The sequence below is a fragment of the Streptomyces sp. NPDC033216 genome (assembly GCF_055577115.1).
Genome location: NZ_JBVIQK010000003.1, coordinates 38,956 through 63,763 on the forward strand (window position 1 = coordinate 38,956; position 24,808 = coordinate 63,763).

Consider the following 24,808-nt stretch of genomic DNA (forward strand, 5'->3'; position numbering starts at 1 on the left):
AGGTGCTCCACGGCCGAGGAGTGGGGTGGTCGTGCCCGGTGGACGGCCCCTCCGAGGAACCGTTTCTCCAGTGACGGTCCCGGCCGCGGGTGGACGGCCGGGACCTTCGGTGGGACCGGGGCGGTGCGCCGTTCAGCGCCGTGCGGAGGAGGTGACCGGCGCGGTGAGGCCCGCCGGGACGCGGGTGTCCGGGGCCGGCCTCGTGACCGGGGCGGCGTCGCCGTCGGTGGCCGGGGCGGTGACGGACGGGGCGGAGGCCGGCAGGGTGAGGGCCATCGGGGTGCCGGCGGAGGGCGTCCAGCCGGAGACCTTGCCCGCGTACGGCGCGCCGAACGCGGTGCCGTCCAGCGTGGAGCCGGCCGGCAGGGTCGCGGTGACCGAGAGCCCGGCCGGTGCCTCGACGGTGACCGTGTCGCCGACGCGGTAGGCCGTCACCCGGCCGGCCCGCAGGGCGCTCCGCCAGGCGGACCGGTGGCCCAGCTCCGTGCCGATCTCGCTCATTCGCGGGTTCACCACCGGGGTGTCGTCCGCGAACAGGGCCGCGTAGCCGTCGAGGACGCTGCTCAGCACCGGGTAGGCGATGCGGTCCTCGGCGAGGTTCGACTGGTGGATGAAGTGCGGCTTGGGGTCGTTGGACAGGACGTGCCCGAGGGCGATGCGTGTCTCCAGCGGCACGATGTGCCCGGTGTAGCCGGTGGCCGGGTCCAGCGGGGCGGCGAGGCAGGTGGTCGTGGCCGGGTTGTCCTCGCAGATGCCGCTGCCGCCCTGGGCGCGGCTCGTGTAGATCCAGTTGTACTCGTCGACCTGCTCGGCGGCGCGGCCCGCGTTGTAGAAGACGTTCATCGGGTGACGGGGGACGGTGGTCGCCGGGCCGAGCGAACGCTGGTCCTTCTCACGGGAGTTGTCCGAACCGAGCCACGTGATGTCGTTGTCGTCGAGGGCGGGCGCCAGGTTGGGGTTGTCCATCGGCTGTTGCGGCAGGACCTTCATGCCCGAGTGCTCGCCGGTGACCAACTCGCCGTTCTCCATGGGGAGCCCCGCCGCCGATCCCCATGCGCGGTTGGCGGCTATCTCGTCCGCGATCTCGTTGCGGCTCACCCACCGGGTGGAACCGTCGGGGTCGGTGGCGCACTTCCACGGCACCACCGAGGTGTCCTGCACACAGCCCAGGAAGGCGTGCGTGTACGTGTGGTTGATCCAGCGGAACGCGTTCCGGTCGGTGATCAGCTCGTCGGCGAGGGGGTCGGAGCCGTGGTTGTCCTCGCGGTGGTCGACGCTGCCCGCGGCGTTGTAGGCGAAGTCGAGGGTGAAGGCGTGCTCCCGCTGCCAGGAGACGGCGTGGTCGACGTCGGCCGGGGTCATCCGGATCGGGTCCGGGGCGGCGTTCGGGTCGGTGCAGTCGACGTCGCCCGGAGTGCAGTTCAGGGCCGTGTTCCAGCGGTCGTCGGCGGCCAGCACGTCGTCCACGTGCACCGCGAAGTAGTTCCGGGAGGCGCCCAGGTGCACGCCGCCGGTCATCCACTCCACGATGCCGCGGGCCAGTAGCCGATACTGCTGCTGGTACTGGTTGTAGACGAACGTGACGACCAGCTCGCGCCGCCCGTCGTGCCGGTACTCGCCCACCAGGGAGCCCCGCGTCGTCCGGCCCGGGATCGGCGCGTCGACGTAGGAGGTGAAGTCGGCGCCCGCGACGGGCTGTGAGAGGTAGGCGTAACTTTCCCCGACGGCCGCGTCGTTGTCATCGAACCGCACGGCACCGTCCAGGTAGCCGAAGGGTCCGGCGCGGCCGGCGGTGGTCACCGACGCCCGCACGCCGTCGAGGCTGCCGGAGTAGCCGCCGTACACCGGATACTGTAGACCGGCTTCCGGACGCGCGTAGGTGTAGGCGTCGACCTGGGGCACCGCGTACGTCTGCTCGTAGGCCGCGAGGGCCGCCATCTCGGTGGAACCGGCCGGGAACGGGTTGTCGTTGGGCAGCACCACGGCCTGGTACTTGGCACGCGGCCGGCCGTCCACGGTGTCGGCCAGGAAGCCGGTGTCGATCACGGGCCGTCCGGGCCGGGTCAGGTCGATCTCGGTGTACGGCGTGCCGGCCGCGTCGAGTTCGGCCGCGATGGCGCCGGTGGCGGGGCCGCCGTCGCTCACCACCAGCACCCGCAGATCGACGCGGGGTGTGGTGTCCGCGTGCGCCGCGCCGGCCGGCAGGCCGAAGGCGGCGATGAGCGCGCCCACCGTGAGCACGGTGGTGCGTATGGTCCGCTTCATGCGGTGAAGTCCCCTCCCCGGGCAGGGGTGAGCACGGCTCCCATGGAGCGGACGCACCCCCTCGCGCGGCGCCGGCATCCCCCTCAGAAGCCGGTCGTCGACGCATCCGTCGCGTCACATAGTGATGTCTCTGTGTAGCTTTCGTGGTGGTGTTGCGAAACGTGACGGAAAAGTGCAGGTGGCCAATGAGGTCCCCGGGAACCGAAGAGGGCCTGGGGCCGTCGGCCGGTCCGCCGGGGAAGCCGGGTGGCGCCAGGAGAGAGCCTGCTGGTCCGGGCTTCGGAGGGCGTTCCGGCGGGCCGGTCCGGCCCGCCGCGCTCGGCACCGTTGATCCCTGGCGTGGTGCGCGCCCGTTCACAGGCGCTTTCCAGGTCGCGAACCGATTTCCGGTCAGTGTGAACGCGTCCGACAGTTTCCGACGGACAGTCGGGTCCGGCTCGGCGCGCGAGTCCCGTCGGGCGCGCTCGTCCGACGGCCTCCGGCGGACGTGGTCCGTCGGAGGTGGCCCGTCAGGCGCACAGGACACGCGTCTCGGGCGTGTACACGGGCCCGCCGCTGCCCCCGCGGTCGAACCGGTCGTCAGGGATGGCGCGCGGTCGGCCCGCTCCGCGGCTGCGTCGGGTGTGCGTCCCCCCCCCGTCAGCCGCGCCCGAACCACGGTGGCCGCCCCGCACTCCCCGTACCGTCGGCCTTCACATGGGGGCCATCCGCGCCTTCCCTCCCGTTGCGCGCCCTTGGAACACTCACTTGCGCGCGCACTCCCCCAGCGAGCCACCGGCCGCCGAACACGTCCCGCACGAGAGGCTTTCCCCATGTCCGAAGTCAACCGGCGCAGATTCCTCCAGATCGCGGGTGCCACCACGGCGTTCAGCGCGCTGTCGAGCAGCATCGAGCGTGCCGCGGCCCTGCCGGCCCATCACCGAACCGGGACGATCGAGGACGTCGAGCACATCGTCGTCCTGATGCAGGAGAACCGTTCCTTCGACCACTACTTCGGCAAGCTCAGGGGTGTGCGCGGCTTCGGCGACCCGCGCCCGGTGACGCTCCCGAACGGCAAGTCGGTGTGGCACCAGTCGGACGGCACCAAGGACCTCCTGCCCTTCCACCCGACCGCCGACGACCTCGGCATGCAGTTCCTCGAAGGTCTGCCGCACAGCTGGCCCGACGGCCAGGCGGCCTACAACGGCGGCACGTACGACAAGTGGGTGCCCGCGAAGGGCACGACGACGATGGCGTACCTCACCCGCGAGGACATCCCCTTCCACTACGCGCTCGCCGACAGGTTCACCGTCTGCGACGCCTACCACTGCTCGTTCATCGGCTCCACCGACCCGAACCGCTACTACATGTGGACGGGGCACACGGGCAACGACGGCCGGGGCGGCGGCCCCGTCATGGGCAACGACGAGGTGGGTTACGACTGGACGACGTACCCCGAGCGGCTGGAGAAGGCCGGCGTCTCCTGGAAGATCTACCAGGACATCGGCGACGGCCTCGACGCGCGGGGCTCCTGGGGTTGGATCCAGGACGCCTACCGCGGCAACTACGGCGACAACTCGCTGCTCTACTTCAACAAGTACCGCGACGCGGCCCCCGGCGACCCGCTGTACGACAAGGCCCGCACCGGCACGGACGTCAGGAACGGCGACGGCTACTTCGACCGACTGCGCGCCGACGTGAAGGCCGGCAAGCTGCCGCAGATCTCCTGGATCGTCGCCCCCGAGGCCTTCTCCGAGCACTCCAACTGGCCGTCCAACTACGGCGCCTGGTACATCGCCCAGGTCCTGGACGCGCTCACCTCCAACCCGGCGGTGTGGGCGAGGACGGCGCTGTTCATCACCTACGACGAGAACGACGGCTTCTTCGACCACGTGGTGCCGCCGCTCCCGCCCGCTTCCGAGGAGCGGGGCAGGTCCACCGTCGACGTGACCCTGGACCTGTACCCGGGCGCCGGCGACCGCGTCGCCGGCCCGTACGGTCTGGGCCCGCGGGTGCCGATGCTCGTCGTCTCGCCCTGGAGCAAGGGCGGCTACGTCTGCTCCGAAACCCTCGACCACACCTCGCTCATCCGTTTCATGGAGCGCCGCTTCGGGGTGCACGAGCCGAACATCTCGCCCTGGCGGCGGACCGTCTGCGGCGACCTGACCGGCGCCTTCGACTTCTCCCGCAGGGACACCGGTCCGGTCGCGCTGCCCGACACCGGCGGATACGAGCCACAGGACCGCGAGCGCCACCCCGACTACCGGCCCACCCCGCCGGCCGAGGGGGCCCTGCCCACGCAGGAGCGCGGTCTGCGGCCCACCCGCCCCCTCGAGTACGCGCCCGCGGTGGACGCTTCGGTCGATCCGGCCACGGGGAAGCTCACACTTACCTTCGCCTCCGGTGCCAAGGCCGGCGCCGCCTTCCTGGTCACCTCCGGCAACCGCGCCGACGGGCCGTGGACGTACACCACCGGGGCCGGCAGGAAGGTCTCCGACACCTGGAACCCGGCGTACTCGGGCGGTTCCCACGACCTCACCGTGCACGGGCCGAACGGTTTCCTGCGCGTCTTCAAGGGGCCGGGGAAGACCGCGGGAGCCGAGGTCGTCGCCCGGCACGTGGGCGACCACCTGGAGCTGACCTTCACCAACCGTGGCTCCGGAGCGCTCGAGTTGAAGGTGGCGGACGGCTACCGCGGGCGCACCACGTCCGTACGGGTGCGGGTGGGCGCCGTCCTCAAGCGCACCGTCGACCTGAGCGCCGGCCGCCGCTGGTACGACCTCACGGTCACCTCCGTCGCGGACCCGTCTTTCCAGCGGCGGTTCGCCGGGCACGTCGAGAACGGGCGCCCCGGCGTGAGTGACCCGGCCATCGTCACGGAATGAGCGGGCCGACGCCAAAAGCCCGGTGAACACCGCATCGTGGGGGCTGGTCAGGTCCGGGTGGGCTCGGGGTAGTGTGCCCCGGTGACCACGCATTCGAACACACCTTCAGGTTGGTATCCCGACCCGCACGGGGCCGACCGGACCCTGCGTTACTGGGACGGGTCCCAGTGGACCGAGCACACCCACGCCGAGCAGCAGGCACCTGCCCATCAGCAGGCACCTGTCCAGCAGTCCGTGGCGGCGCAGCCCTTCCCGCCGCAGGTGCCCGCCCAGCCGGCCGCCGGGCCCGATCCCCGTGTGCAGCGCCAGGTGCAGCAGCAGGCGGGGGTCGCGGCGGGCGGCCCCGGCGGCGGCACGCTGTTCAGCGAGCCGGTACTGGTGGTCAACCAGAAGGCCAAGCTGATCGAGCTGACCAACGAGTACAAGGTCATGGACCAGCAGGGCAACCAGCTCGGCTCGGTCGTGCAGGTCGGGCAGAGCGCGCTGAAGAAGATCCTGCGCTTCGTCGCCAGCATCGACCAGTTCATGACGCACAAGCTGGAGATCCGCGACGCCTACGGTCAGCCGGTGCTGCTGCTCACCCGCCCGCGCAAGTTCCTCAAGTCGCGTGTGGTCGTGACGCGTCCCGACGGACAGCCGGTCGGCGAGATCGCCCAGCAGAACGTCTTCGGCAAGATCAACTTCGCCATCCACGCGGACGGCCGGCAGGTCGGCGCGATCAAGGCGGAGAACTGGCGGGCCTGGAACTTCGCGATCGTCGACCACGCGGACAACGAGGTCGCCCGGATCACCAAGACCTGGGAAGGCCTGGCCAAGACCCTCTTCACCACGGCGGACAACTACGTCCTTCAGATCCACTACCAGCTGCCCGAACCCTTGCTGAGCCTGGTCGTCGCCACCGCCCTGACGGTGGACACGGCCTTGAAGCAGGACTCCCGCGGCCTCGGCTGACGCCGGTCACAGCGACGTGAGGTGCCCCGGTCCCGTGGCCGGCCGGGGCAGCAGCGCGGGCTCGGCCGACGCCGTCCCCGGCTTCAGCGCCAGCACCGCGGCCACCGGATGCTCGTCGTGCTCGTCGTCGCGGCCCCCGGCGTGCTCCCCGTCGTACCGCGGGTCGAACCGAAAGCCGTATCCGCGGCCATGGACCACCGTCGGAGTCTCGGTGGGCTCCGTGGGGAGTGCCGTGGCGGGTTGCGGCGTCGCCCGGGACAGCAGCACCACGCCCCACGCGGAGAGTCCGGCCCCGGCGACCGCGAGGAGCACGCCCGCCGCCCCGCCCTGGAGCCGTTCGCCCAGCAGGCTGAGGCCTATCACCGCGGCGGCCATCGGGTTCGCCAGCGTCACCACCGCCAGCGGGGCGCCCAGTCCGCCCCGGTAGGCGGTCTGCGACAGCAGCAGCCCGCCCGTGGCGAAGGCGGCCACCAGCAGCGCCACCCCGATCACCTGCACGCTCAGCAGCGGACCGGACCGGTCGGTCGCGGCCACCGTCACGGTCTGAGTGAGGGCCGAGGCCACCCCGGAGGCGAAGCCGGACGCGCCCGCGTGCCGCAGGCCCGGCCGGGCGCCGGGCCGGGCCAGCAGCCCGATCAGCGCCGCCGTCACCCCCGCCACGGCGACGGCCTCGGACCCGCTCAGTACGTCGGCGGGGGCCGAACCGGACGCCGAGACCAGGATCGCGGCCAGCCCGAGCAGGGTCAGGGCGGTGCCCCGCCACTCCGCCGCTCCGACCCGGCGTCCGGCGATGCGCGCGCCCAGCGGCACCGCGGCGACCAGGGTGAGCGCGCCGAGCGGCTGTACCACGGTCAGCGGACCGTACTTGAGGGCCACGACGTGCAGCAGGGCTGCCCCGGCGTTGAGTCCCACCGAAGCCCACCAGGCGCCGCCGCCCAGCAGTCGTGCCACCCCGGTGCCGGGGGAACGGGCGGCCAGCCGTTCCTGGGCCACGGCCGCGGCGGCGTAGGCGACCGCGGAGAACAGCGACAGGACGACGGCGACGAGGGCGGCGCTCATCGGACCGCCCCCACGAGGACCTTTCCACCGGCCGCCACGGGCGCGGGCGCACCGCGACCGGCCGTCGTCACCCTGCGCCGCGGCGCGTGGATCACCGCGAGGGCGACCCCGAGCAGGGCGGAGGCGATGAGGGCGTCGAGCCAGTAGTGGTTCGCCGTGCCCACGATCACCAGCAGGGTGAGCAGCGGGTGCAGCAGCCACAGCCACCGCCGGCGCGACCGGGTGGAGACGATCAGTCCGACCGCGACCATCAGGGCCCAGCCGAAGTGCAGCGAGGGCATCGCCGCGAACTGGTTCGACAGCGTGTCGGTCTGCGGGGGCCCGTACACCGACGGCCCGTACACCCGCGCGGTGTCGACCAGACCCGTCGTCGCGAGCATCCGGGGCGGGGCGAGGGGGAACGTGAGGTGGACCACCAGGGCGGCGGCGGTGACGGCGGCCAGGACCCGGCGGGCCCAGACGTAGTGCGCGGGCCGGCGCAGGTAGAGCCAGACCAGGAAGGCCGCGGTGGCCGGGAAGTGGACGGTCGCGTAGTAGGTGTTCGCGACATGGACCAGGCCGTCGCCGTGCAGCAGCAGGGATTGCACCGCGTCCTCGTCCGGGAGCCGGAGCCACCGTTCCGTGTCCCACACGCGGTGCGCGTTGCGGAAGGCCTCGGCGGTGTGGCCCGTGGCCAGCTGTCGGCCGAACTTGTAGACGAGGAAGAGACCGGCTACGAGCAACAGCTCCCGGACTATCGGCGGCCGTACCGGCGTGGCCGGTTCCGCTTCTTCAGGCTCGGTACGGGCATTCATCCCCCGGCCCCTTCACTGACGTGGTGCGTGTGGGTGGTGCGCGTGCGGTGCACGGGCGTGCTGCGGGCGCGTGGTGCTGGTGCGCGGGCCCGTGGGCCCTGTGCGCATCATCGATACGGTGCAGTACCGATACGCCAGTGTACCGATACGCTCGGGTACCGGTACACTGGCGTATCGATTGAGATAGGACACACTGGAAGCGGGCCCCTTCGACGGGCCGCCGGACAGCAGTGAGGAGAAGCGCCGATGACGTCGCAGGCCGCGGACGGACCGGAGTCGGTAGCCGCCTCGCGCCGCTCCAAACTCACGCCCGAGCGCGAGCAGGAGTTCTTCGACGCCGTCCTGGAACAGATCCGCGAGTGCGGGTACGAGGCCGTCACGATGGAGGGCGTCGCCACGAGCACCCGGTGCAGCAAATCCACGCTGTACCGGCAGTGGAAGACCAAACCGCAGTTCGTCGTGGCGGCCCTGCGCTCCCGCCGCCGGTCGCGGCTCGCCGGCGTCGACACCGGATCACTCGCCGACGACCTGCGCGAGGCCGCGCGGGGAACCGCCCGGTGGTCCATGACCGACACCAAGCTCCTCCAGGCCCTCGGGCACGCCGTCACCCAGGACGCGGAGCTGGCCTGCGCGCTGCGCGAGGCGATCGTCGAACCCGAGGTCACCGCTCTGCGGGAGATCCTGCGCCGGGGCGTCGAGCGCGGCGAGGTCGCGGCCGACCACCCGGCGCTGGAGTACATCCCGGCCCAGATCTTCGGTGTCGTCCGCGCCCGTCCCGTGGTGGACGGGGAGTACGCCGACGAGGACTATCTGCTGCGCTTCGTGGAGGCCGCCGTACTGCCGGCGCTCGGCCTCGGACCGTGAAGACCCAGGCCGCCGTCCGCGGGATGACCGGACGGTGACCTGCCCGCGCCGCACCGTGGGGACGGGGGCGGCGCGCACCCCCGGCCGGGCGGGGCACCCCTTGAGCGGAGGGGTGCCCCACCCGGCCGTCCGTGTCCCGGCGCCGGATCGGGCCGCACGGCACCGGCCGGCGTTCGGCTCGGTCCCGCCGACGCCGATCCGGACCCGCTCACACCCCTCGGCCGCTGCCGCCCCCCGTCGCCACCTTGATGCCCTTGGTCATCTCGTCGATGACGGACACCTTCTGGTCGGCGTCGACGCCGAAGCGCAGGACCACCATCCGCTTGGCGTCCGCGGGCGCGGGGAAGGCCAGGGACTCGACGTAGCCGTCGGCGCCCTTGCTCGTGACCGCCTTCCAGCGGACCAGGTAGCCCTTCTGTCCTGCCACCGTCACCGCCTTCGACGCGAGCACCTGGTGGGAGGTGATCTCGCCGTACGTGGTACCGCCGTAGGACTCCTCCGCGTTGGCCTCGATGTCCGCCTTGGCGACCGCCTCGGCGGTGGAGCCGGGCACCTGGGCCGGAGCCGAGTACACGCCGCCCTCGGCGCAGGTCTTCGACGTGTCGCCGGGGCACGGGTAGGAGGACTCGGACGTGACCTGGGCGCCCACGCTCAGCTCCTGCCCGCTCCAGCCGTCGGGGATCGGGATGCTGATGCCGTTGAACGCGTCGGTCACCGCGCCGCTCCTGATCTTCGGCGCCTGCGACCCCTCGGGGGACGGCGAGGCGTCTCCCCGGCCACCCGAGTCGCCGAAGGGGTCCCGGCCGCCGGGACCCTCAGGCCCGCCCCGGCCGCCGGGTCCTTGCGCCGTGCCGGGTGCGTCGGAACCGCCGCCGTCCTTGGCCAGCGCGTACACGCCGACCCCGATGCTGGCCAGGACCGCCACGGCCGCCGCGACGGCTGTCGCGGTGCGCAGCCCGCGCCGCGAGCCGGCGGGCGGGGCGGAGGGGTGGGGATGCGTCGGATATGCCGGGAAGGCGCCGACCGTCGGGGCCTGCGCCGGCGCACCCCACGCGGCGGCCGAGCCCGCGGGACGGGTCCGGTCCGTCCATGCCCCGCCGTCCCACCATCGTTCGGTGGGCGGAGCGTCACTTGTCTGCCCGGGGTCGGGGTACCACCCGGGGGGAGTCACCTGCGTCATGCCCCCACCGTATGAGGCGTCGGTGAAATCCGTATGAGAGGGACGGCCCCCTTGTGCGGGGAGTCCCTCCGGCACTCCGTGCCCGTTGGCGGGAAACCGACGTCAATTCGCCGCGAGTCCCTTCTCGTTGACGTCGCCGGGCTTCTCCCGCAGGCCCGCGGGCCCCCGCGGGGCACCCCCCGTCACCCGCCGGGGCAACAGCTGGGCGGACCGTCCTCCGCCCGGACCGCAGGACGGCTACGCTCAAGGTCTGGTACGTCGTTCGGGCGACTCGGGGAGGTAGCGGGATGACGGAGGTACGGCCGGCGGCGGCGGCCTCGGCCTCCCTGTGGGAGCGCGACGAGGAAGTGGCCGCCATCGAGCGGGTGGTGGACAGGCTCTGCGCCGACCGCTCCTCATCGGGACAGGTGCATCTGCTGCGCGGCGACGCGGGAATCGGCAAGACGGCACTGCTGGCCGAGACACGGCGTATCGCCGAGGCCCGTGGCTGCACGGTGTGGTCGGCGCGCGGCGGGGAGACCCTGAGGTCCGTCCCCTTCAACGTGGTACGGCAACTGCTCCAGCCCGCGCTGCTGTCGCTGCACCCGGAGGAGGCCCGCGAGTACCTGGGCGACTGGTACGACATCGCGGGCCCCGCCCTCGGCATCGCGGAACCGGGTGAGGGCAATGCGGACCCGCAGGGCGTCTGCGACGGCCTCGTCGCCGCCGTGACCCGGCTGGCCCGGCGGGACTGGCCGCTCGTGCTGCTGGTGGACGACGCGCACTGGGCCGACCAGGAGACCCTGCGCTGGCTCGCCGCCTTCGTGGAACGTCTCGACGACCTGTCCGTGCTGGTCGTCGTGGCCCGCCGGACCACCGAGGTCAAGGGCGACAGCGCCCGGCACCTCGACACGGTCGCCGCGGCGGCCGGACCGTCCGTCACCAGCCTGAGCGCCCTGACCCCGGAGGCGGTCGCCGGACTCACCCGCGCCACCCTCGGCGCGCACGCCGACGACCCGTTCTGCCGCGAGGTCTGGGCCGTCACCGGCGGCAACCCCTACGACACCGTCGAACTCCTCGCCAAGGTCCAGGACCGGGCCCTGACACCCGGCGAGTCCTCCGCCACCGAACTGCGCCCGCTGAACCGCTCGGCACGCGGCGGCGGCCTCGTCACCCGCCTGGAACAACTGGGCGTCGACGCCACCCGGTTCGCCATGGCGGCCGCGATCCTCGGTGCCGGGATCACCGTCGGCCAGGCGGCCCGGCTCGCCGGCATGCGCCACGACGTCGCGGTGCGCTGCGCCGAACTGCTGCGTACCGCCCGCATCCTGACCGCCCCCGACACGGTGGCCGCACCCGCCGACGACGGCGACCTGGAGTTCGTCCACCCGCTGATCGCCACCGCCGTCTACGACTCCATCCCCGAGGGCCTGCGCAAGGCGATGCACGGCATCGCCGCCCAGGTCGTCATCGACGCCGGCAAGGGCCTCGCGGCGGCCTCCCGCCATCTGCTCCAGGTCCACGCGGACGACGACGAGGAACTCGTCGAGCAGCTGCGCGAGGCCGCCCGCGAGCATCTCGCCGTCGGCGCCCCGGACGCGGCCCGCCGCTGTCTGGAACGCGCCCTGCGTGAACCGCCCGCGCCCGACGTGCACCCGCACGTGCTCTACGAACTCGGCTGCGCCACCCTCCTCACCGCGCCCGCGAGGACCATCGAGCACCTGCGCACAGCGCTCGCCATGCCCGGCCTCGACGACGCCGAACGGGTCGACGCCGTCTACTGCCTCTCCCAGGCCCTCACCCACAACGACCAGCTGGAGGAGGCCGTCCGCACCGTCGAGGCGGAGGCCGCCCGGCAGACCGCCGGGCCGGCCCGGATGCGGCTCCAGGCCGTGCAGTTCATGTGGGAGGGCATCCACGCCGGCGAGACGACCTCGCCCGGCCGCTCCGAGAAGCTCAGCGCGCTCGCCGCCACCTGCACCGGCCGGGACAACGCGGAGCGGGCCCTGCTCATCCTGCGGGGCTTCGACGCCATGACCCACGGGGAGAACGCGGAAGTCGTCGTCGAAATGTGCGACCGCGCCCTGGTCAACGGCCGCCTCGCACCCGGCCTCGGCTGGACCGACCCCGAGTGGGGCCTGGAACTGCTGATGATGCTCGCCAGTTCGTACGCCTACACCGACCGCCTCGACCGAGCCGAGGCCCTCTTCAACGAGGCGCTCCGCGCCTACGTCACCGCCGGCTGGAGCGGCGGCCACCTCGCCCTGGCCCACGCCTACCTCGGACTCGGACTGCGCCGCCGGGGCCGGCTGAAGGAGGCCGAGGAGTCCCTGCGGGAGTCGCTGCGCATCGCCGAACGCGTCGGCCGTGGCCTGCCGCTGTACTGGTCGGCCGTCTGCAACCTCGTCGACACGCTGCTCGCCCGCGGCCATGTCCAGGAGGCCTGGGACATCGCCCAGCAGTACGGCTTCGCCCCGCCCTACCCGTCCACGATCGTGCTGCCCGACCCGCGGTCGGTGCGCGGCCGGCTGCTGCTGGCCGTGGGCCGCACCCAGGACGGCATCAACGAACTGGAGGAGGCCGAGAAGGCGGCGGCCGTCCGCGGCCACCTCAACCCGGTGATGGTTCCGTGGGCCGCCGACCTGGCCAAGGCCCTCGCCACCGAGGACCCGGCCCGCGCCGCCCGGCTGGCCTCCGACGCCCGCCGCCAGGCCGAACGCTTCGGCACGGACACCGCCATCGGCGAGGCCCTGCGCTGTGCCGCCGCCCTGGAGACCGGTCAGCGCGCGGTCCGCCTCGCCGCCCAGGCGGTCGCCTACCTCGAAGCCTCGCCCTGCCAGTACGAACACGCCGCCGCCCGCGTCGAGTACGGCATCGCCTCCCGCTCGGCCTCCGAGCTCCACCGCGGGCTCACCCTGGCCCGCTCCTGCCACGCGGACGGCCTGGTCACCCAGGCCCAAGCCGCCCTGGACGCCCTCGGCGCCCCCGCGGTCGGGCTGGTACCGGGCCAGAAGCGGAAGTAGCGCCGACAGGGCCCCAGCCGGGCACGGCCATGACCGCGACCGAGGCAGCGTCCCGGCGAGGTCGGCCCCGGCGGAGGCGACGTCCGCGCCGGCGAGCCCCGCTATTGGTGCCCGGCAGGGATGCGGCGGGCGTCCGCCCCGGCCGGTCGGGCCGCCCCCCGGCGCGGCGCGAGGGGGGGTGGGGAGCCGGCCGGGATCGGTGTCGGGTCCCGCCCGCGCCGGAGCCCCGACGAGCCGGCCCGGCCGCACCGGAGGTGGGGCCGGCCCCGACGAGGTCACTCGCCGTCCTCCTCCTCCGCCAGCACCCGCTGGGCCGTCGCGAACGCCGAGTTCGCTGCCGGTACGCCGCAGTAGACGGCCGTCTGGAGCAGGACCGCGCCGATCTGCTCCGGCGTGAGTCCGTTGCGCCGGGCCGCCCGGACGTGCAGGGCCAGCTCCTCGTCGTGGCCGTGGGCGACCAGCGCGGTCAGGGTGATCATGCTGCGCTCGCGGCGGCTGAGCGTCGGATCGGTCCAGATCTCGCCCCAGGCATAGCGGGAGACGAAGTTCTGGAAGCGGGCGGTGAACGGCGTCTGACGGACCTGCGCCCGGTCCACGTGCGCGTCGCCCAGCACCTCACGCCGTACCCGCATGCCCTGCCCGGTGCCGGCTGTGAAGTGGGCGCGCAGTGCGGTCAGCACGGCCTGCGGACACTGCGCGGGAGCCAGGTGCGAGGCACCCGGGATCTCCACGAGGGCGGCGCCCGGCACCGCGTCCGCGATCTCCCGCAGGTGCGCCGGCGGCGTCGCCGGGTCCTCGCGACCGGCGACCAGCAGCGTGGGTACGGAGATCTCCGCGAGCCTCCCGCGCAGGTCGAACGCGGCCAGCGCGTCGCAGCAGGCCGCGTAGCCTGCCGGGTCGGCGCGGCGGTGGTCGGCGACCAGTTCCGGCACGGTGAACCCGTCCGTGAACCAGCGCGAGTTCGCGGTGTCCGCGAGCGAGGCCAGACCCTCGCGCCGCACCAGCGCGGCCCGTTCCCGCCACGGCCGGTCGCCGTTGAAGTGGGCGGACGAGCAGATCACCACCAGCGAGGACACCCGCTCGGGATGGTGCAGTGCCAGATGCAGTCCGACCGCCCCGCCCAGCGACACGCCCGCGTAGGCGAACCGTTCCAGGCCGAGGGAGTCGGCGAGGGCCAGCACCAGGCGGGCCAGGTCGCCCACGGTGGCGCCGGGGCCGACGAGGCCGGCGGGCGAGCCGCCGTGTCCCGGCAGGTCCCAGCGGATCACCCGGTGCGCGATGGACAGTTCGGGAGCGACCTCGTCCCACAGCGCGTACGAGGTGCCGAGGGAGGGGCCGAGGAGCAGCGGGGGAGCGGAGGTGGCACCCTCGGCACGGTGGTTGAGCAGGTTGTCGGTCAATGTCGCTCCAACGCACGGTCGGTGAGGACTCCGGCGGAGCCGGTGTAGTGGGCGGGATCGGTGAGGTCGTCCAGGTCGACGTCCCGCAACGCCGACTCGAACGACAGGAGTTCGCCCAGTGAGCGGCCTTCGTCGAAGGCGCGGGACGCGAGCCGGGTCAGCAGTTCCCCGGCGCGGTCCCGGCCGAGCACGGCCGACAGCTCGGCGGCGAGCCGCTCGGAGACGATCAGCCCGTGGGTGAGCCCGAGGTGCGAGCGCATGACGTCCGCCCGCACCCGCAGACCTCCGGTCAGTTCCGCCGCGTCCCGGGCGGCTCCGCCGACCAGCCGCAGCAGATCCCGCAGCGGCTCCCACTCGGCGTGCCAGGCCCCGGCCGGCCGTTCGTCCGGCGCGACCAGCCCGCCGTACAGCGTCGCCGCGAGCTGCGGGGCCCGCAGGGCGGCGGCCGTGATCAGCGTGGACCGTACCGGGTTCGCCTTGTGCGGCATGGCCGAGGAGCCGCCGCCGCTGCCCTCCGCGATCTCGCCGATCTCGGTTCGGGAGAGCGTGAGCACGTCGGCCGCCGTCTTTCCCAGTGCCCCCGCCGCGAAGGCCAGGCACCCGGCCAGGTCGGCGACCGGCGTCCGCAGCGTGTGCCAGGGCAGCAGCGGCGCGCGCAGGCCCAGTTCGTGCGCGTACGCGGCGGGCAGCGCGGTCGGGTCCTCGGCGCCGTACGCCGTGAAGGCCGCCAGCGTCCCGGCCGCACCGCCGAGTTGGGCGGGCAGGGAGTCGCGTACGCCCAAGATCCGGTCCCGCGCGTCCAGAACCAGCGACCGCCACCCGGCGGCCTTCAGCCCGAACGTCGTCGGTACGGCGTGCTGGGTGAGCGTCCGGCCCGGCATGGGCGTGTCCCGGTGCTCCGCGGCCAGCCGCGCCAGTGCCCGCTGTGTTCGGTCCAGGTCGGCGAGGACCGGCTCCAACGCCCGCACCGCGACCAGCATCGTCGCGGTGTCCATGATGTCCTGGCTGGTCGCACCCCGGTGGACGTACGGCCCGTGCTCGGCGCCGACCGCCGCCGCGAGATCCGCGACCAGCGGGATCACCGGGTTCCCGCCGCCCCGCGCGCGTCCGGCGAGGGACCGTACGTCGAAGGTGCCCGCGGCGGCCTCGGTCACGGCCGCCGCGGCGGCGGCCGGGGCCAGCCCGAGCCCGGCCTGCGCACGGGTCAGCGCGGCCTCCGCGTCGAGCAGGGCCCGCAGGTATGCGGTGTCGCTCGTCGCGGAGGCGGCGGGAGAGCCGGCCCACCCGGGGGCGAGCAGACCGCCGTCCGACTGATCAGCTGTCACTGGAACTCCAGGAAGACCGTCTCGCCTTCGCCCTGAAGGCGGATGTCGAAACGGTAGGTGCCCCTGCCGGCGTCCGCGGCGATCAACGTGCCGCGGCGCGCCGGGCCGAGGCCGGCCAGCAGCGGGTCCCTGGTGTGCGCGGCCGTGTCCTCCGGGAGGTAGATCCGGGTGAAGAGATGGACGAGCAGGCCCCGCGCGAAGACGCACACACTCAGGTAGGGAGCGCTCCGGCCGCGCGCGCCGGGTCGTAGCGTGCGCGCGTACCAGTGGCCGTTGGCGTCCGTCTGGATGCGGCCCCAGCCGGTGAACTCCACGCCGTTGCGCCCCAGACAGCCGCCGGTGGAGGGGTCCCGCCGGATCGAGCCGTCGACGGCCGGGACCTGGCCGTCCGGGTCCGGGCCCCACAGCTCGACGAAGGCGTCCGGCAGCGGCCTGCCCTCCCCGTCGTACACATGGCCCTGGACGGTGATCGTGTCCGGGTGGCCGACGGGCGCGATGTCACCACCGCCCGGAAAGGGCAGGGCGTACCCGTAGAAGGGGCCGACCGTGTGCGACGGGGTGGGCGGCACGCTCTCCGGGCCGCTGGTGTCGATCTTCGTCATGGGGGGTCAGCGTCCTTCTTCGATCCAGGTGGCGTTCGGGCCGTCCAACACGATGTCCCAGTGGTAGCCGAGCGAGAACCCGGGCGCGGACAGGCTGTGGTCGTAGGTGGCGACCAGCCGCTGCCGGGCCGCCTCGTCCGTCACCGACTGGAGGATCGGGTCGTGGACGAACAGCGGGTCACCGGGGAAGTACATCTGCGTCACCAGCCGCTGGGTGAACGACGAACCGAACAGCGAGAAGTGGATGTGCGCGGGCCGCCAGGCGTTGACGTGGTTGCGCCACGGATACGGGCCCGGCTGGACCGAGGTGAACCGGTAGAAGCCCTGGTGGTCGGTGAGCGTGCGGCCCACGCCGGTGAAGTTCGGGTCCAGCGGTGCGTCGTGCTGCTCGCGCCGATGGGCGTAGCGGCCCGCCGAGTTGGCCTGCCAGATCTCCACCAGCTGGCCACGGACCGGCCGCCCGGAGCGGTCGAGGAGCCGGCCGGAGACGGTGATGCGTTCGCCGATCGGGTCACCGCGATGATGGCGGGTCAGGTCGTTGTCGATCTCGGTGACGTCCCGCTCGCCGAAGGCCGGCGAGGCCAGCTCCACCAGCTCCGGGTCCTTGCTGACGTCGATCGGGACCGGCGGCTGCCGCGGATGGCGCAGGGCGGAGGAGCGGTACGGCGCGTAGTCGCGGCGCGGATGGTGCTCGACGGGGGCGCCGTCGGCGACCCGCTGCTCGTACGCGGCGTGCTCGGCCGCGATCTCCTGGTCGATGTCGGCTTGCGTGTGAGTCATGAGGGATCCTGGGGTCGCTGACGTTCGAGGGCGAGGCCCTGGCCGACGCCGACGCAGAGGGCGGCGGCGACACCGGTGCCGGAGCCGCGGCGGGTGAGCTGGTGGGCGACGGTGCCGGCGAGGCGGGTGCCGGAGGCGCCGAGGGGACGGCCGAGGGGACGGCCGAGGGCGATGGCGCCGCCCTGCGGGTTGAGGATCGCCGGGTCGAACTCGGGCCACTCGGCCACGCAGCCCGGCACCTGCGCGGCGAGGGCCTCGTCCGGCTCGAGCACGGACAGGTCGTCGAAGCCCCTGCCGACCTTGGCGAGCGCGGGCGGCACATGGGGCGCGCGGGTCATCGACTCGACCCCGCCGGCCACCGCGATCGAGGCGTCGCGACGGCGATCGCGGTGGCCGCCGGGATCACCGCCTCCAGGCCCGAGGCGCACAGCCGGTCGACGGTCACGCCCGGCACGGAGGTCGGCGACCCCGCCGGCAGCGCGGCCATCCGCGCCCCGTTGCGGCTGTCCTCACCGGCGCCGTTCGCGTTGCCGAAGTACACGTCCTCGATCCGGGACGGGTCCAACGCCGGTGTCCGGGACGGGAGTTCCCGGATCGCATGGGCGGCGAGGTCGTCGGGCGCAACGCGGCCAGGCCGCCGTTGCAGCGGCCGACCGGGGTCCGCACCGCGTCGACGATGTGGACGCTGTTCACGGCCGGATCCCCTCCAGGACGCCGACCTCGGCGTCGGTCTTCGCGACGATCTCGTCCGCGCCCACGCCGGGCGCGGTCTCGACGAGCAGCAGGCCGTCCTCGGTGACGTCGAGGACGCCGAGGTCGGTGATGATCCGGTTCACGCAGCCCCTGCCGGTGAGGGGCAGCGCGCACTCGGCGAGAATCTTCGGGCTGCCGTCCTTCGCGGTGTGCGTCATGACGACGATGACGGTGCGGGCGCCGTGGACCAGGTCCATCGCCCCGCCGATGCCGGTGATCATCTTGCCCGGGATCGCCCAGTTGGCGAGGTCGCCCCTCTCGGACACCTGCATCGCGCCGAGCACGGCGACGTCGATGTGGCCACCGCGGATCATGCCGAAGGAGAGCGCCGAGTCGAAGAAGGAGGCGCCCGGCAGGACCGTGACGGTCTCCTTGCCGGCGTTGATCAGATCCGGGTCGACCTGGTCCTCGGTGGGGTAGGGGCCGGTGCCCAGGATGCCGTTCTCGCTCTCCAGGACCACCTCGACGCCGGCCGGGAGGTGGTTGGGGACCAGGGTCGGCAGGCCGATGCCGAGATTGACGTACTGCCCGTCCCGCAGCTCGCGTGCGGTCCGGGCGGCCATCTGCTCGCGTGTCCAGGCCATCAGCCGCTCACCCGTTCCGTCGTGGCGGGTGCCGAGACGGTCCGCTTCTCGATCTTCTTGTCGGCGGCCTGCTCGGGCGTCAGGGCCACCACCCGCTGGACGAAGACGCCCGGCAGGTGCACGGCGTCCGGGTCCAGTTCGCCGGGCTCGACCAGCTCCTCCACCTCGGCGATCGTGATCCGCCCCGCCATGGCCGCGAGGGGGTTGAAGTTGCGGGCGGACCTGTGGAAGACGAGGTTGCCGTGCCGGTCCCCCTTCGCAGCCCTGACCAGGGCGTAGTCGGTGCGGATGCCGTGCTCCAGCACATACTCGGTGCCGTCGAACTCCCGCACCTCCTTCGGCGGCGAGGCGAGCGCGACCCCGCCCTCGCCGTCGTAGCGCCACGGCAGTCCGCCCTCGGCGACCTGGGTGCCCACCCCCGCCGGGGTGTAGAAGGCGGGGATACCGGCGCCGCCGGCCCGCAGGCGCTCGGCGAGCGTGCCCTGCGGGATCATCTCGACCTCCAGCTGCCCGGACAGGTACTGGCGCGCGAACTCCTTGTTGGCCCCGATGTAGGAACCGGTCACCCGGGCGATCCGCCCGGCGGCCAGCAGGACGGCGAGGCCCGACTCCATCGCCCCGCAGTTGTTGGAGACGACCGACACTCCGGTGACGCCCCGCTCGTACAGGGCCTGGACGAGGACGCCCGGTACGCCGCTGAGTCCGAAACCGCCCACGGCGAGCGACGCGCCGTCCGGCACGTCGGCCACCGCCTCCCAGGCCGTGGCCACCACCTTGTCCATGCCTGCGGCCCCCTCTCCTTCGGATGCGCCCCAGCCCGAATTAATCAGGGCACTGACTATTTCGCGAGGTGCCCTCACGCTGTCATCGGCGGGCCGGGGCCGTCAAGAGTGCTGACGAGGGTGAGGTCATCAGCTTCGAAGGCAGACGGGCGGTAGTCTTCTGGCGGGGTATCGTTCCGTGCACGTATGATTCGGCAGAGGGAGCGCGCATGGCTGCGGTGGACCTGAACACCCATCCCGGGCACCTCGCCCGGCGGCTCCAGCAGGCGCACTACCTACTGTGGAACGCGATGGTCTCGGAGGAGATCACCTCGCCGCAGTTCGCCGTCCTCAACGCGCTCGTCGCCGAGCCGGGCCTCGACCAGCGCACGGTGGGGGAGCGGGTGGGCCTGGACCGTTCCACCGTCGCCGAGGTGATCGGCCGGCTGATCCGACGCGAACTCCTCGACAAGGTCCGCGACCCGCAGGACGGCCGCCGGTTCCTGCTGCGCCTGACCGACGACGGCGTACGCGCCCACCGCAGACTCGCCGTGCGCGCGGCCCGGATGAGCCAGGTCTTCCTCGCGCCGCTGTCCGCCGAGGAGCAGACGCTCTTCTTCGATCTGATCCGACGGGTGGCGGACGCGGCGGAGGGGTTGCGCAACCCGGCGGAGCCCCTGGTCGGCCCGGGTGTGAACGCGTAGGGCCACTCGTTCGGACCAGGCCGGCCTCGCGGGATTGGGCCTGGCCCGACCCGGACCCGAACGCCTGGGCACCCGCGCCGGACGGTTTCCGCACGCGGCCTGCGGGCGTCACGACGCCTGTGCGAGGACCACCCACACCTGGCCGTCGGCGAAGGCGACCGGCTCGCCGTCCCGCGTGGTGAACCGTGTACCGTCCGCCGCCCGCGGACGCTGCCACCGCACGTCGTAGGAGCGCCCGTCGCGCAGCACCTCGGCCGTCCCGGAGCCGACCGTCTCCGTGTACGGCGTGTGGTTGCCGAGCGAGTCGTGGTAGCCGGATCCGCGCACCTCCACGTACTGCACGACCACCGTCGCCGGGGCGAGCCGTTGTCCACCGGCGGTGACCGTCGGCGTGCCGTCGGTCGCGACCTCCCAGTGCCGCCGCTCCCCGGACCAGGTGAAGGTGAAGCGCGCCGAGGGGTAGCGCACGGTGCGTGAGGTGGCGGGCGCGCCCCCGTCGGGCGCGGGACCGTGGCGGAAGCCGGTGGTCAGCGCGGCCTCGCCCGGTGCGGCCGGCAGCACCCGGCCGGGACGCAGATAGAGGTTGTGCGGGGAGGGCCTGTCCGTGCCCCGGTGGTAGGCGTCTTCCGCACCCTCCGGGGTGACGGCCTCCAGCGGCTCCTTGTCGATCAGCGGCAGCAGTTTGCCCTGCGCGCCGGAGAACGCCAGCACCGGCCGGTCGAACTGGCGCAGCAACTCCAGGTCGGACTCGCGGGCGCTGCGCACCGGCCCGACGGTCTCCGGCAACCTCGTCGCGTACACCGCCATCAGCCGGCTCAGGCCGCCCTCGACCTGCTCGACGTAGACGATGTCCGCGGCTTCCAGGCCGGTCTGCGGGCGGGCCGCGGGCACGTTGTCGATCTTCACGGCCAGGACCTGGCCGTGAGTGGCCGTGCTCGTGCCCGTGCGGCTCGGCGACCGGCCGGTCCCCCGGCCGTCCTCGGCCGGGCCCGACCCGCTCGTGCAGCCCGCCGCGAGGGACAGCGTGAGCGCCGCGGCGAGCGCCGCCGCGGTCGCCACGGCCCGCCCGCGGCCTGCGCCCAGGCCCCGCGGGCCCCGTCGCCGCGGGGGCCGGATCCGCCTGCCGGGTCCCGGGCCCGTCGTGTCGTCCACCGTCGCCATGTCCACCCTCGCCGCCACCCCGTTCCCTGCCCCGATTGTGCGCTTGTCGGTTCGGTGGTGGCCATACGCGACCGAGCCTGATCGTTCGCGTCGGCCGGGCCGATCCGTCCACTCCGGTGCGGGTGCGGGTGCGGGTGCGGGTGCGGGTGCGGGTGCGGGTGCGGCGCGGCCCGGCCACGCCCGGCGCGGTTCGGGGACGGGGTCCCGGGTACCCGGGCGGCACCCCGGGACCCGGCTCCGAACGCGGCGGGCCCCCGAACTCGGCGGAGGGAGCGCGGCACGATGAAGGCAGTGACCTGGCAGGGGAAGCGGGACGTACGGGTGGAGAGCGTGCCCGACCCGACGATCCAGGAACCGACCGACGCCGTCATCCGCGTCACGTCCACCGGACTGTGCGGCTCCGACCTGCACCTCTACGAAGTGCTCACCCCGTTCATGACGCCGGGCGACATCCTCGGCCACGAGCCCATGGGCATCGTCGAGGAGGTCGGCCCCGGCGTCCCCGACCTCAGCGTCGGCGACCGGGTCGTGGTGCCCTTCCAGATCGCCTGCGGCGGCTGCTGGATGTGCCTCAACTCCCTGCCCACCCAGTGCGAGACCACCCAGGTCACCGCCGAGGGCATGGGCGCCGCCCTGTTCGGCTACACCCGCCTGTACGGTGCGGTGCCCGGCGGGCAGGCCGAGTACCTGCGCGTCCCGCAGGCCCAGTACGGCCCCATCAAGGTGCCCGAGGGCCCGCCCGACGACCGGTTCGTCTACCTCTCCGACGTCCTGCCCACCGCCTGGCAGGCCGTCGAATACGCCGGCATCCCCGAGGGCGGCAGCGTCGCCGTGCTCGGCCTCGGACCCATCGGCGACATGGCCTGCCGCGTCGCCCAGGTGCGCGGCGCCGGGCGGGTGTTCGGCGTCGACCTGGTCGGCGACCGGCTGCGCCGGGCCCACTCGCGCGGCGTCGAGACGTACGACCTCAGGAACTTCGACAGCGAGAAGGAACTGGTCGACGCGATCCGCGACGAGACCGACGGACGCGGCCCGGACGCCGTGATCGACGCCGTCGGCACCGAGGCGCACGGCAGCGCGGCCGCCCGCCTGATCCAGAACGCGTCCGCCCTACTGCCGCGCAAGATCAGCGGCCCCCTCGCCGAACACTTCAGCGTCGACCGGCTCGCCGCCCTCCACACCGCCATCGAACTGGTGCGCCGGGGCGGCACGCTCTCCCTGGTCGGCGTCTACGGCGGCACGGCCGACCCGCTGCCCATGCTCACCATGTTCGACAAGCAGCTACAGATCCGGATGGGCCAGGCCAACGTACGCCGCTGGAGCGACGACATCATGCCCTACCTCACCGACGAGGACCCGCTCGGCGTCGACGACTTCGCCACCCACCGCATTCCGCTCTCGGACGCCTCCAAGGCGTACGAGATGTTCCAGCACAAGCGGGACGGGGCCGTGAAGATCCTCATGACGCCGTGACGCGGGGCCCGAACCGCGACGTCGCCGGGTCGTGACCGCGGGGCGCGCGGTCCGGTGCGGGGCCGGTCAGGAGGGCGCCTTCCGCGGCGGCGCCCCGAGGATCTCCGCCAGGTCGTAGCGCACCGGCTCCTCCAACTGCGCGTACGTACAGCTCTCCGGGGTCCGGTCCGGGCGCCAGCGGCGGAAACGGGCCGTGTGCCGGAAGCGCGCACCGTTCTCCATGTGGTCGTACGCCACCTCGGCCACCCGATCCGGCCTGAGCGGCACCCAGGACAGGTCCTTCTTGCCCGACCAGCGGCTCGGCGCACCCGGCAGCCGGGCACTCTCGTGGGCCGCCTGCTCCGCCCAGGCGGCCCAGGGATGTCCGCTCACGTCGTCCATGCGCAGCGGTCCCAGCTCCTCGACCAGCTCGGCGCGGCGCCTCATCGTGAACGCGGCCGACACACCGACATGCTGGAGGGCACCCCGGTCGTCGAACAGGCCCAGCAGCAGCGAGCCGACCACCGGACCGCTCTTGTGGAGCCGGTATCCGGCCACCACCACGTCCGCGGTCCGCTCGTGCTTGACCTTGTACATGGCCCGCTCGTCCGGACGGTACGCCAGCGTCAGCGGCTTGGCGATCACTCCGTCCAGACCCGCCCCCTCGAACTCCTCGAACCACCGCCGTGCCACGTCGATGTCCGTCGTCGCGGGCGCGAGATGCACGGGCGGCGTCACCCGGTCGAGTGCCCGTTCCAGCAGCGCCCGCCGGTCGGTCAGCGGCACGTCGAGCAGCGACTCGTCGTCCAGCGCCAGCAGGTCGAAGGCCACGAAGGAGGACGGCGTCCGCTCGGCGAGCGTGCGCACCCGCGAATCCGCCGGGTGGATCCGCTCGGTCAGCGCGTCGAAGTCCAGCCGTCCCTCACGGGCGATCACGATCTCCCCGTCCAGCACACACCGCTCGGGCACCCGCTCACGCAGCGCGGCCGCCAGTTCAGGGAAGTACCGGGTCAGCGGCTTGCCGGTACGGCTGCCCAGCTCGACCTCGGCGCCGTCGCGGAACACGATCGCCCGGAAGCCGTCCCACTTCGCCTCGTACTGCATCCCCGGCGGGATCGCCGTCACCGACTTGGCGAGCATGGGCTTCACGGGCGGCATGACGGGCAGATCCATGGTCCGATTCTGCTCGGAAACCGCCGCGACCGCCCGGTGTGCGAGCCGTGCGAGGTACGCCTACCGTGGCTCGCATGGGCGATGCGGTGGAACTCGAGGTGGCCGGCCGGACCGTGCGGCTGTCCAGCCCGGACAAGATCTTCTTCCCGGAGCGCGGCTTCACCAAGCTGGACCTCGCCCGCTACTACCAGGCCGTCGCCCCCGGCATCCTGCGCGCCCTGCGCGACCGCCCCACCACCCTGGAGCGCTACCCGGACGGCGTGACCGGTGAGTCCTTCTTCCAGAAGCGCGCGCCGAAGAACATGCCCGACTGGATCCCGCGCGCCCACATCACCTTCCCCAGCGGCCGCAGCGCCGACGAGATGTGCCCCACGGAACAAGCCGCCGTGCTGTGGGCCGCCCAGTACGGCACGCTCACCTTCCACCCCTGGCCCGTGCGCCGCGGCGACGTCGACCGCCCCGACGAACTCCGGATCGACCTCGACCCGCAGCCCGGCACCGACTACGACGACGCCGTCCGCGCCGCCCACGAACTGCGCGCCGTACTGGCGGAGTTCGGCGGCCTGCGTGGCTGGCCCAAGACCTCCGGCGGACGCGGCCTGCACGTGTTCGTGCCGATCGAGCCGCGCTGGACGTTCACCCAGGTCCGTCGCGCCGCCATCGCCGCCGGCCGCGAGCTGGAACGTCGGATGCCGGACCGGGTCACCACCAAGTGGTGGAAGGAGGAGCGGGGCGAGCGCATCTTCGTCGACTACAACCAGACCGCCCGCGACCGCACCATCGCCTCCGCCTACTCCGTACGCCCCCGCCCGCACGCCCCCGTCTCGGCCCCCCTGAGCTGGGAGGAGGTCGGCGTGGCCCACCCCCGTGACTTCGACATCGCGACCATGCCGGTCCGCTTCGCCGAACTCGGGGACGTGCACGCCGACATGGACGAACACGCCTTCTCGCTGGAGGCTCTCCTGGAGCTGGCCCGCCGCGACGAACACGACCACGGGCTCGGCGATCTGCCGTACCCGCCCGAGTATCCGAAGATGCCGGGCGAACCCAGGCGGGTACAGCCGAGCCGGGCCCGCAAGGACGGGCCGGACGCGCCCACGGCTTCCTGACGAACAGCCCTGCTCGAGACGCCGG

The 24,808-nt window shown here is 73.2% G+C and carries 19 protein-coding genes and 1 pseudogene; 7 read left to right on the plus strand and 13 right to left on the minus strand.

Annotation, left to right across the window (positions count from 1 at the left end):
• Positions 1 to 132: 132 nt before the first annotated feature.
• Complete coding sequence (locus tag ACZ5Y0_RS06855) at positions 133 to 2,265, minus strand: hypothetical protein (protein ID WP_469127559.1); 2,133 nt, start codon at positions 2,263 to 2,265, stop codon at positions 133 to 135.
• Positions 2,266 to 3,077: 812 nt separating this feature from the next.
• Between ACZ5Y0_RS06855 and ACZ5Y0_RS06860 the strand changes: the two genes are divergently transcribed.
• Positions 3,078 to 5,129: a phosphocholine-specific phospholipase C gene (locus tag ACZ5Y0_RS06860; RefSeq protein WP_469127560.1), complete on the plus strand. Its 2,052-nt coding sequence runs from the start codon at positions 3,078 to 3,080 to the stop codon at positions 5,127 to 5,129.
• A gap of 81 nt (positions 5,130 to 5,210) precedes the next feature.
• Positions 5,211 to 6,080 carry an LURP-one-related family protein gene (locus tag ACZ5Y0_RS06865; protein ID WP_469127561.1) on the plus strand — a complete coding sequence of 290 codons (870 nt, stop codon included), beginning with the start codon at positions 5,211 to 5,213 and terminating at the stop codon, positions 6,078 to 6,080.
• A gap of 6 nt (positions 6,081 to 6,086) precedes the next feature.
• Here the strand turns inward: ACZ5Y0_RS06865 and ACZ5Y0_RS06870 are convergent, their stop codons facing one another.
• Together ACZ5Y0_RS06870 and ACZ5Y0_RS06875 are read right to left on the minus strand one after the other, a co-directional pair.
• A complete protein-coding gene (locus tag ACZ5Y0_RS06870) occupies positions 6,087 to 7,139 on the minus strand; it encodes a DMT family protein (protein ID WP_469127562.1) in 1,053 nt (350 codons plus the stop codon).
• Entirely contained in the window at positions 7,136 to 7,933 is a 798-nt protein-coding gene (locus tag ACZ5Y0_RS06875) for a phosphatase PAP2 family protein (RefSeq protein ID WP_469127563.1), read from the minus strand. Before ACZ5Y0_RS06875 ends, ACZ5Y0_RS06870 begins: the two co-directional genes overlap by 4 nt.
• A gap of 246 nt (positions 7,934 to 8,179) precedes the next feature.
• Between ACZ5Y0_RS06875 and ACZ5Y0_RS06880 the strand changes: the two genes are divergently transcribed.
• Entirely contained in the window at positions 8,180 to 8,797 is a 618-nt protein-coding gene (locus tag ACZ5Y0_RS06880; protein WP_469127564.1) for a TetR/AcrR family transcriptional regulator, read from the plus strand.
• 208 nt (positions 8,798 to 9,005) lie between these two features.
• Here ACZ5Y0_RS06880 and ACZ5Y0_RS06885 read toward each other — a convergent pair whose 3' ends face one another.
• Entirely contained in the window at positions 9,006 to 9,977 is a 972-nt protein-coding gene (locus ACZ5Y0_RS06885) for a DUF2510 domain-containing protein (RefSeq protein ID WP_469127565.1), read from the minus strand.
• A gap of 287 nt (positions 9,978 to 10,264) precedes the next feature.
• Here ACZ5Y0_RS06885 and ACZ5Y0_RS06890 point away from each other — a divergent pair, with 287 nt between their 5' ends.
• Entirely contained in the window at positions 10,265 to 12,979 is a 2,715-nt protein-coding gene (locus ACZ5Y0_RS06890; RefSeq protein ID WP_469127566.1) for an ATP-binding protein, read from the plus strand.
• A 275-nt stretch (positions 12,980 to 13,254) separates the two neighbouring features.
• On the opposite strand, the gene pcaDC is transcribed toward ACZ5Y0_RS06890, so the two are convergent.
• From pcaDC to ACZ5Y0_RS06925, 7 genes and pseudogenes are all read right to left on the minus strand, one after another.
• Positions 13,255 to 14,379, minus strand: a complete 1,125-nt coding sequence (pcaDC, locus tag ACZ5Y0_RS06895; protein ID WP_469127567.1) for a bifunctional 3-oxoadipate enol-lactonase/4-carboxymuconolactone decarboxylase PcaDC — start codon at positions 14,377 to 14,379, stop codon at positions 13,255 to 13,257.
• Entirely contained in the window at positions 14,376 to 15,704 is a 1,329-nt protein-coding gene (pcaB, locus tag ACZ5Y0_RS06900) for a 3-carboxy-cis,cis-muconate cycloisomerase (protein WP_469127568.1), read from the minus strand. Before pcaB ends, pcaDC begins: the two co-directional genes overlap by 4 nt.
• The gene (gene pcaG, locus ACZ5Y0_RS06905; protein WP_469127569.1) at positions 15,701 to 16,306 is read right to left on the minus strand and encodes a protocatechuate 3,4-dioxygenase subunit alpha; all 606 of its coding nucleotides are present in this window, start codon (positions 16,304 to 16,306) and stop codon (positions 15,701 to 15,703) included. The genes pcaB and pcaG overlap by 4 nt, the downstream gene beginning before the upstream one ends.
• Before the next feature lie 6 nt (positions 16,307 to 16,312).
• On the minus strand, positions 16,313 to 17,086 hold the full coding sequence (gene pcaH / locus ACZ5Y0_RS06910; RefSeq protein ID WP_469127570.1) for a protocatechuate 3,4-dioxygenase subunit beta: 774 nt from the start codon (positions 17,084 to 17,086) through the stop codon (positions 16,313 to 16,315).
• A pseudogene (locus ACZ5Y0_RS06915) lies at positions 17,083 to 17,779 on the minus strand (thiolase family protein). The gene pcaH and the pseudogene ACZ5Y0_RS06915 overlap by 4 nt, the downstream one beginning before the upstream one ends.
• Positions 17,776 to 18,423 (minus strand): CoA transferase subunit B, encoded by a 648-nt coding sequence (locus ACZ5Y0_RS06920; protein WP_469127571.1) that lies wholly within the window; start codon positions 18,421 to 18,423, stop codon positions 17,776 to 17,778. The pseudogene ACZ5Y0_RS06915 and the gene ACZ5Y0_RS06920 overlap by 4 nt, the downstream one beginning before the upstream one ends.
• Positions 18,423 to 19,205: a CoA transferase subunit A gene (locus ACZ5Y0_RS06925; RefSeq protein ID WP_469127572.1), complete on the minus strand. Its 783-nt coding sequence runs from the start codon at positions 19,203 to 19,205 to the stop codon at positions 18,423 to 18,425. Before ACZ5Y0_RS06925 ends, ACZ5Y0_RS06920 begins: the two co-directional genes overlap by 1 nt.
• A gap of 209 nt (positions 19,206 to 19,414) precedes the next feature.
• Between ACZ5Y0_RS06925 and ACZ5Y0_RS06930 the strand changes: the two genes are divergently transcribed.
• Complete coding sequence (locus tag ACZ5Y0_RS06930) at positions 19,415 to 19,888, plus strand: MarR family winged helix-turn-helix transcriptional regulator (protein ID WP_469127573.1); 474 nt, start codon at positions 19,415 to 19,417, stop codon at positions 19,886 to 19,888.
• A gap of 108 nt (positions 19,889 to 19,996) precedes the next feature.
• On the opposite strand, the gene ACZ5Y0_RS06935 is transcribed toward ACZ5Y0_RS06930, so the two are convergent.
• Positions 19,997 to 20,947: a DUF3048 domain-containing protein gene (locus ACZ5Y0_RS06935; protein WP_469127574.1), complete on the minus strand. Its 951-nt coding sequence runs from the start codon at positions 20,945 to 20,947 to the stop codon at positions 19,997 to 19,999.
• 384 nt (positions 20,948 to 21,331) lie between these two features.
• Between ACZ5Y0_RS06935 and ACZ5Y0_RS06940 the strand changes: the two genes are divergently transcribed.
• Positions 21,332 to 22,522, plus strand: a complete 1,191-nt coding sequence (locus tag ACZ5Y0_RS06940; RefSeq protein WP_469127575.1) for a zinc-dependent alcohol dehydrogenase — start codon at positions 21,332 to 21,334, stop codon at positions 22,520 to 22,522.
• A gap of 66 nt (positions 22,523 to 22,588) precedes the next feature.
• Here the strand turns inward: ACZ5Y0_RS06940 and ACZ5Y0_RS06945 are convergent, their stop codons facing one another.
• Complete coding sequence (locus ACZ5Y0_RS06945; protein ID WP_469127576.1) at positions 22,589 to 23,674, minus strand: ATP-dependent DNA ligase; 1,086 nt, start codon at positions 23,672 to 23,674, stop codon at positions 22,589 to 22,591.
• Positions 23,675 to 23,748: 74 nt separating this feature from the next.
• Between ACZ5Y0_RS06945 and ligD the strand changes: the two genes are divergently transcribed.
• Positions 23,749 to 24,783, plus strand: a complete 1,035-nt coding sequence (gene ligD, locus ACZ5Y0_RS06950; protein WP_469127577.1) for a non-homologous end-joining DNA ligase — start codon at positions 23,749 to 23,751, stop codon at positions 24,781 to 24,783.
• The last annotated feature ends 25 nt before the right edge of the window (positions 24,784 to 24,808 follow it).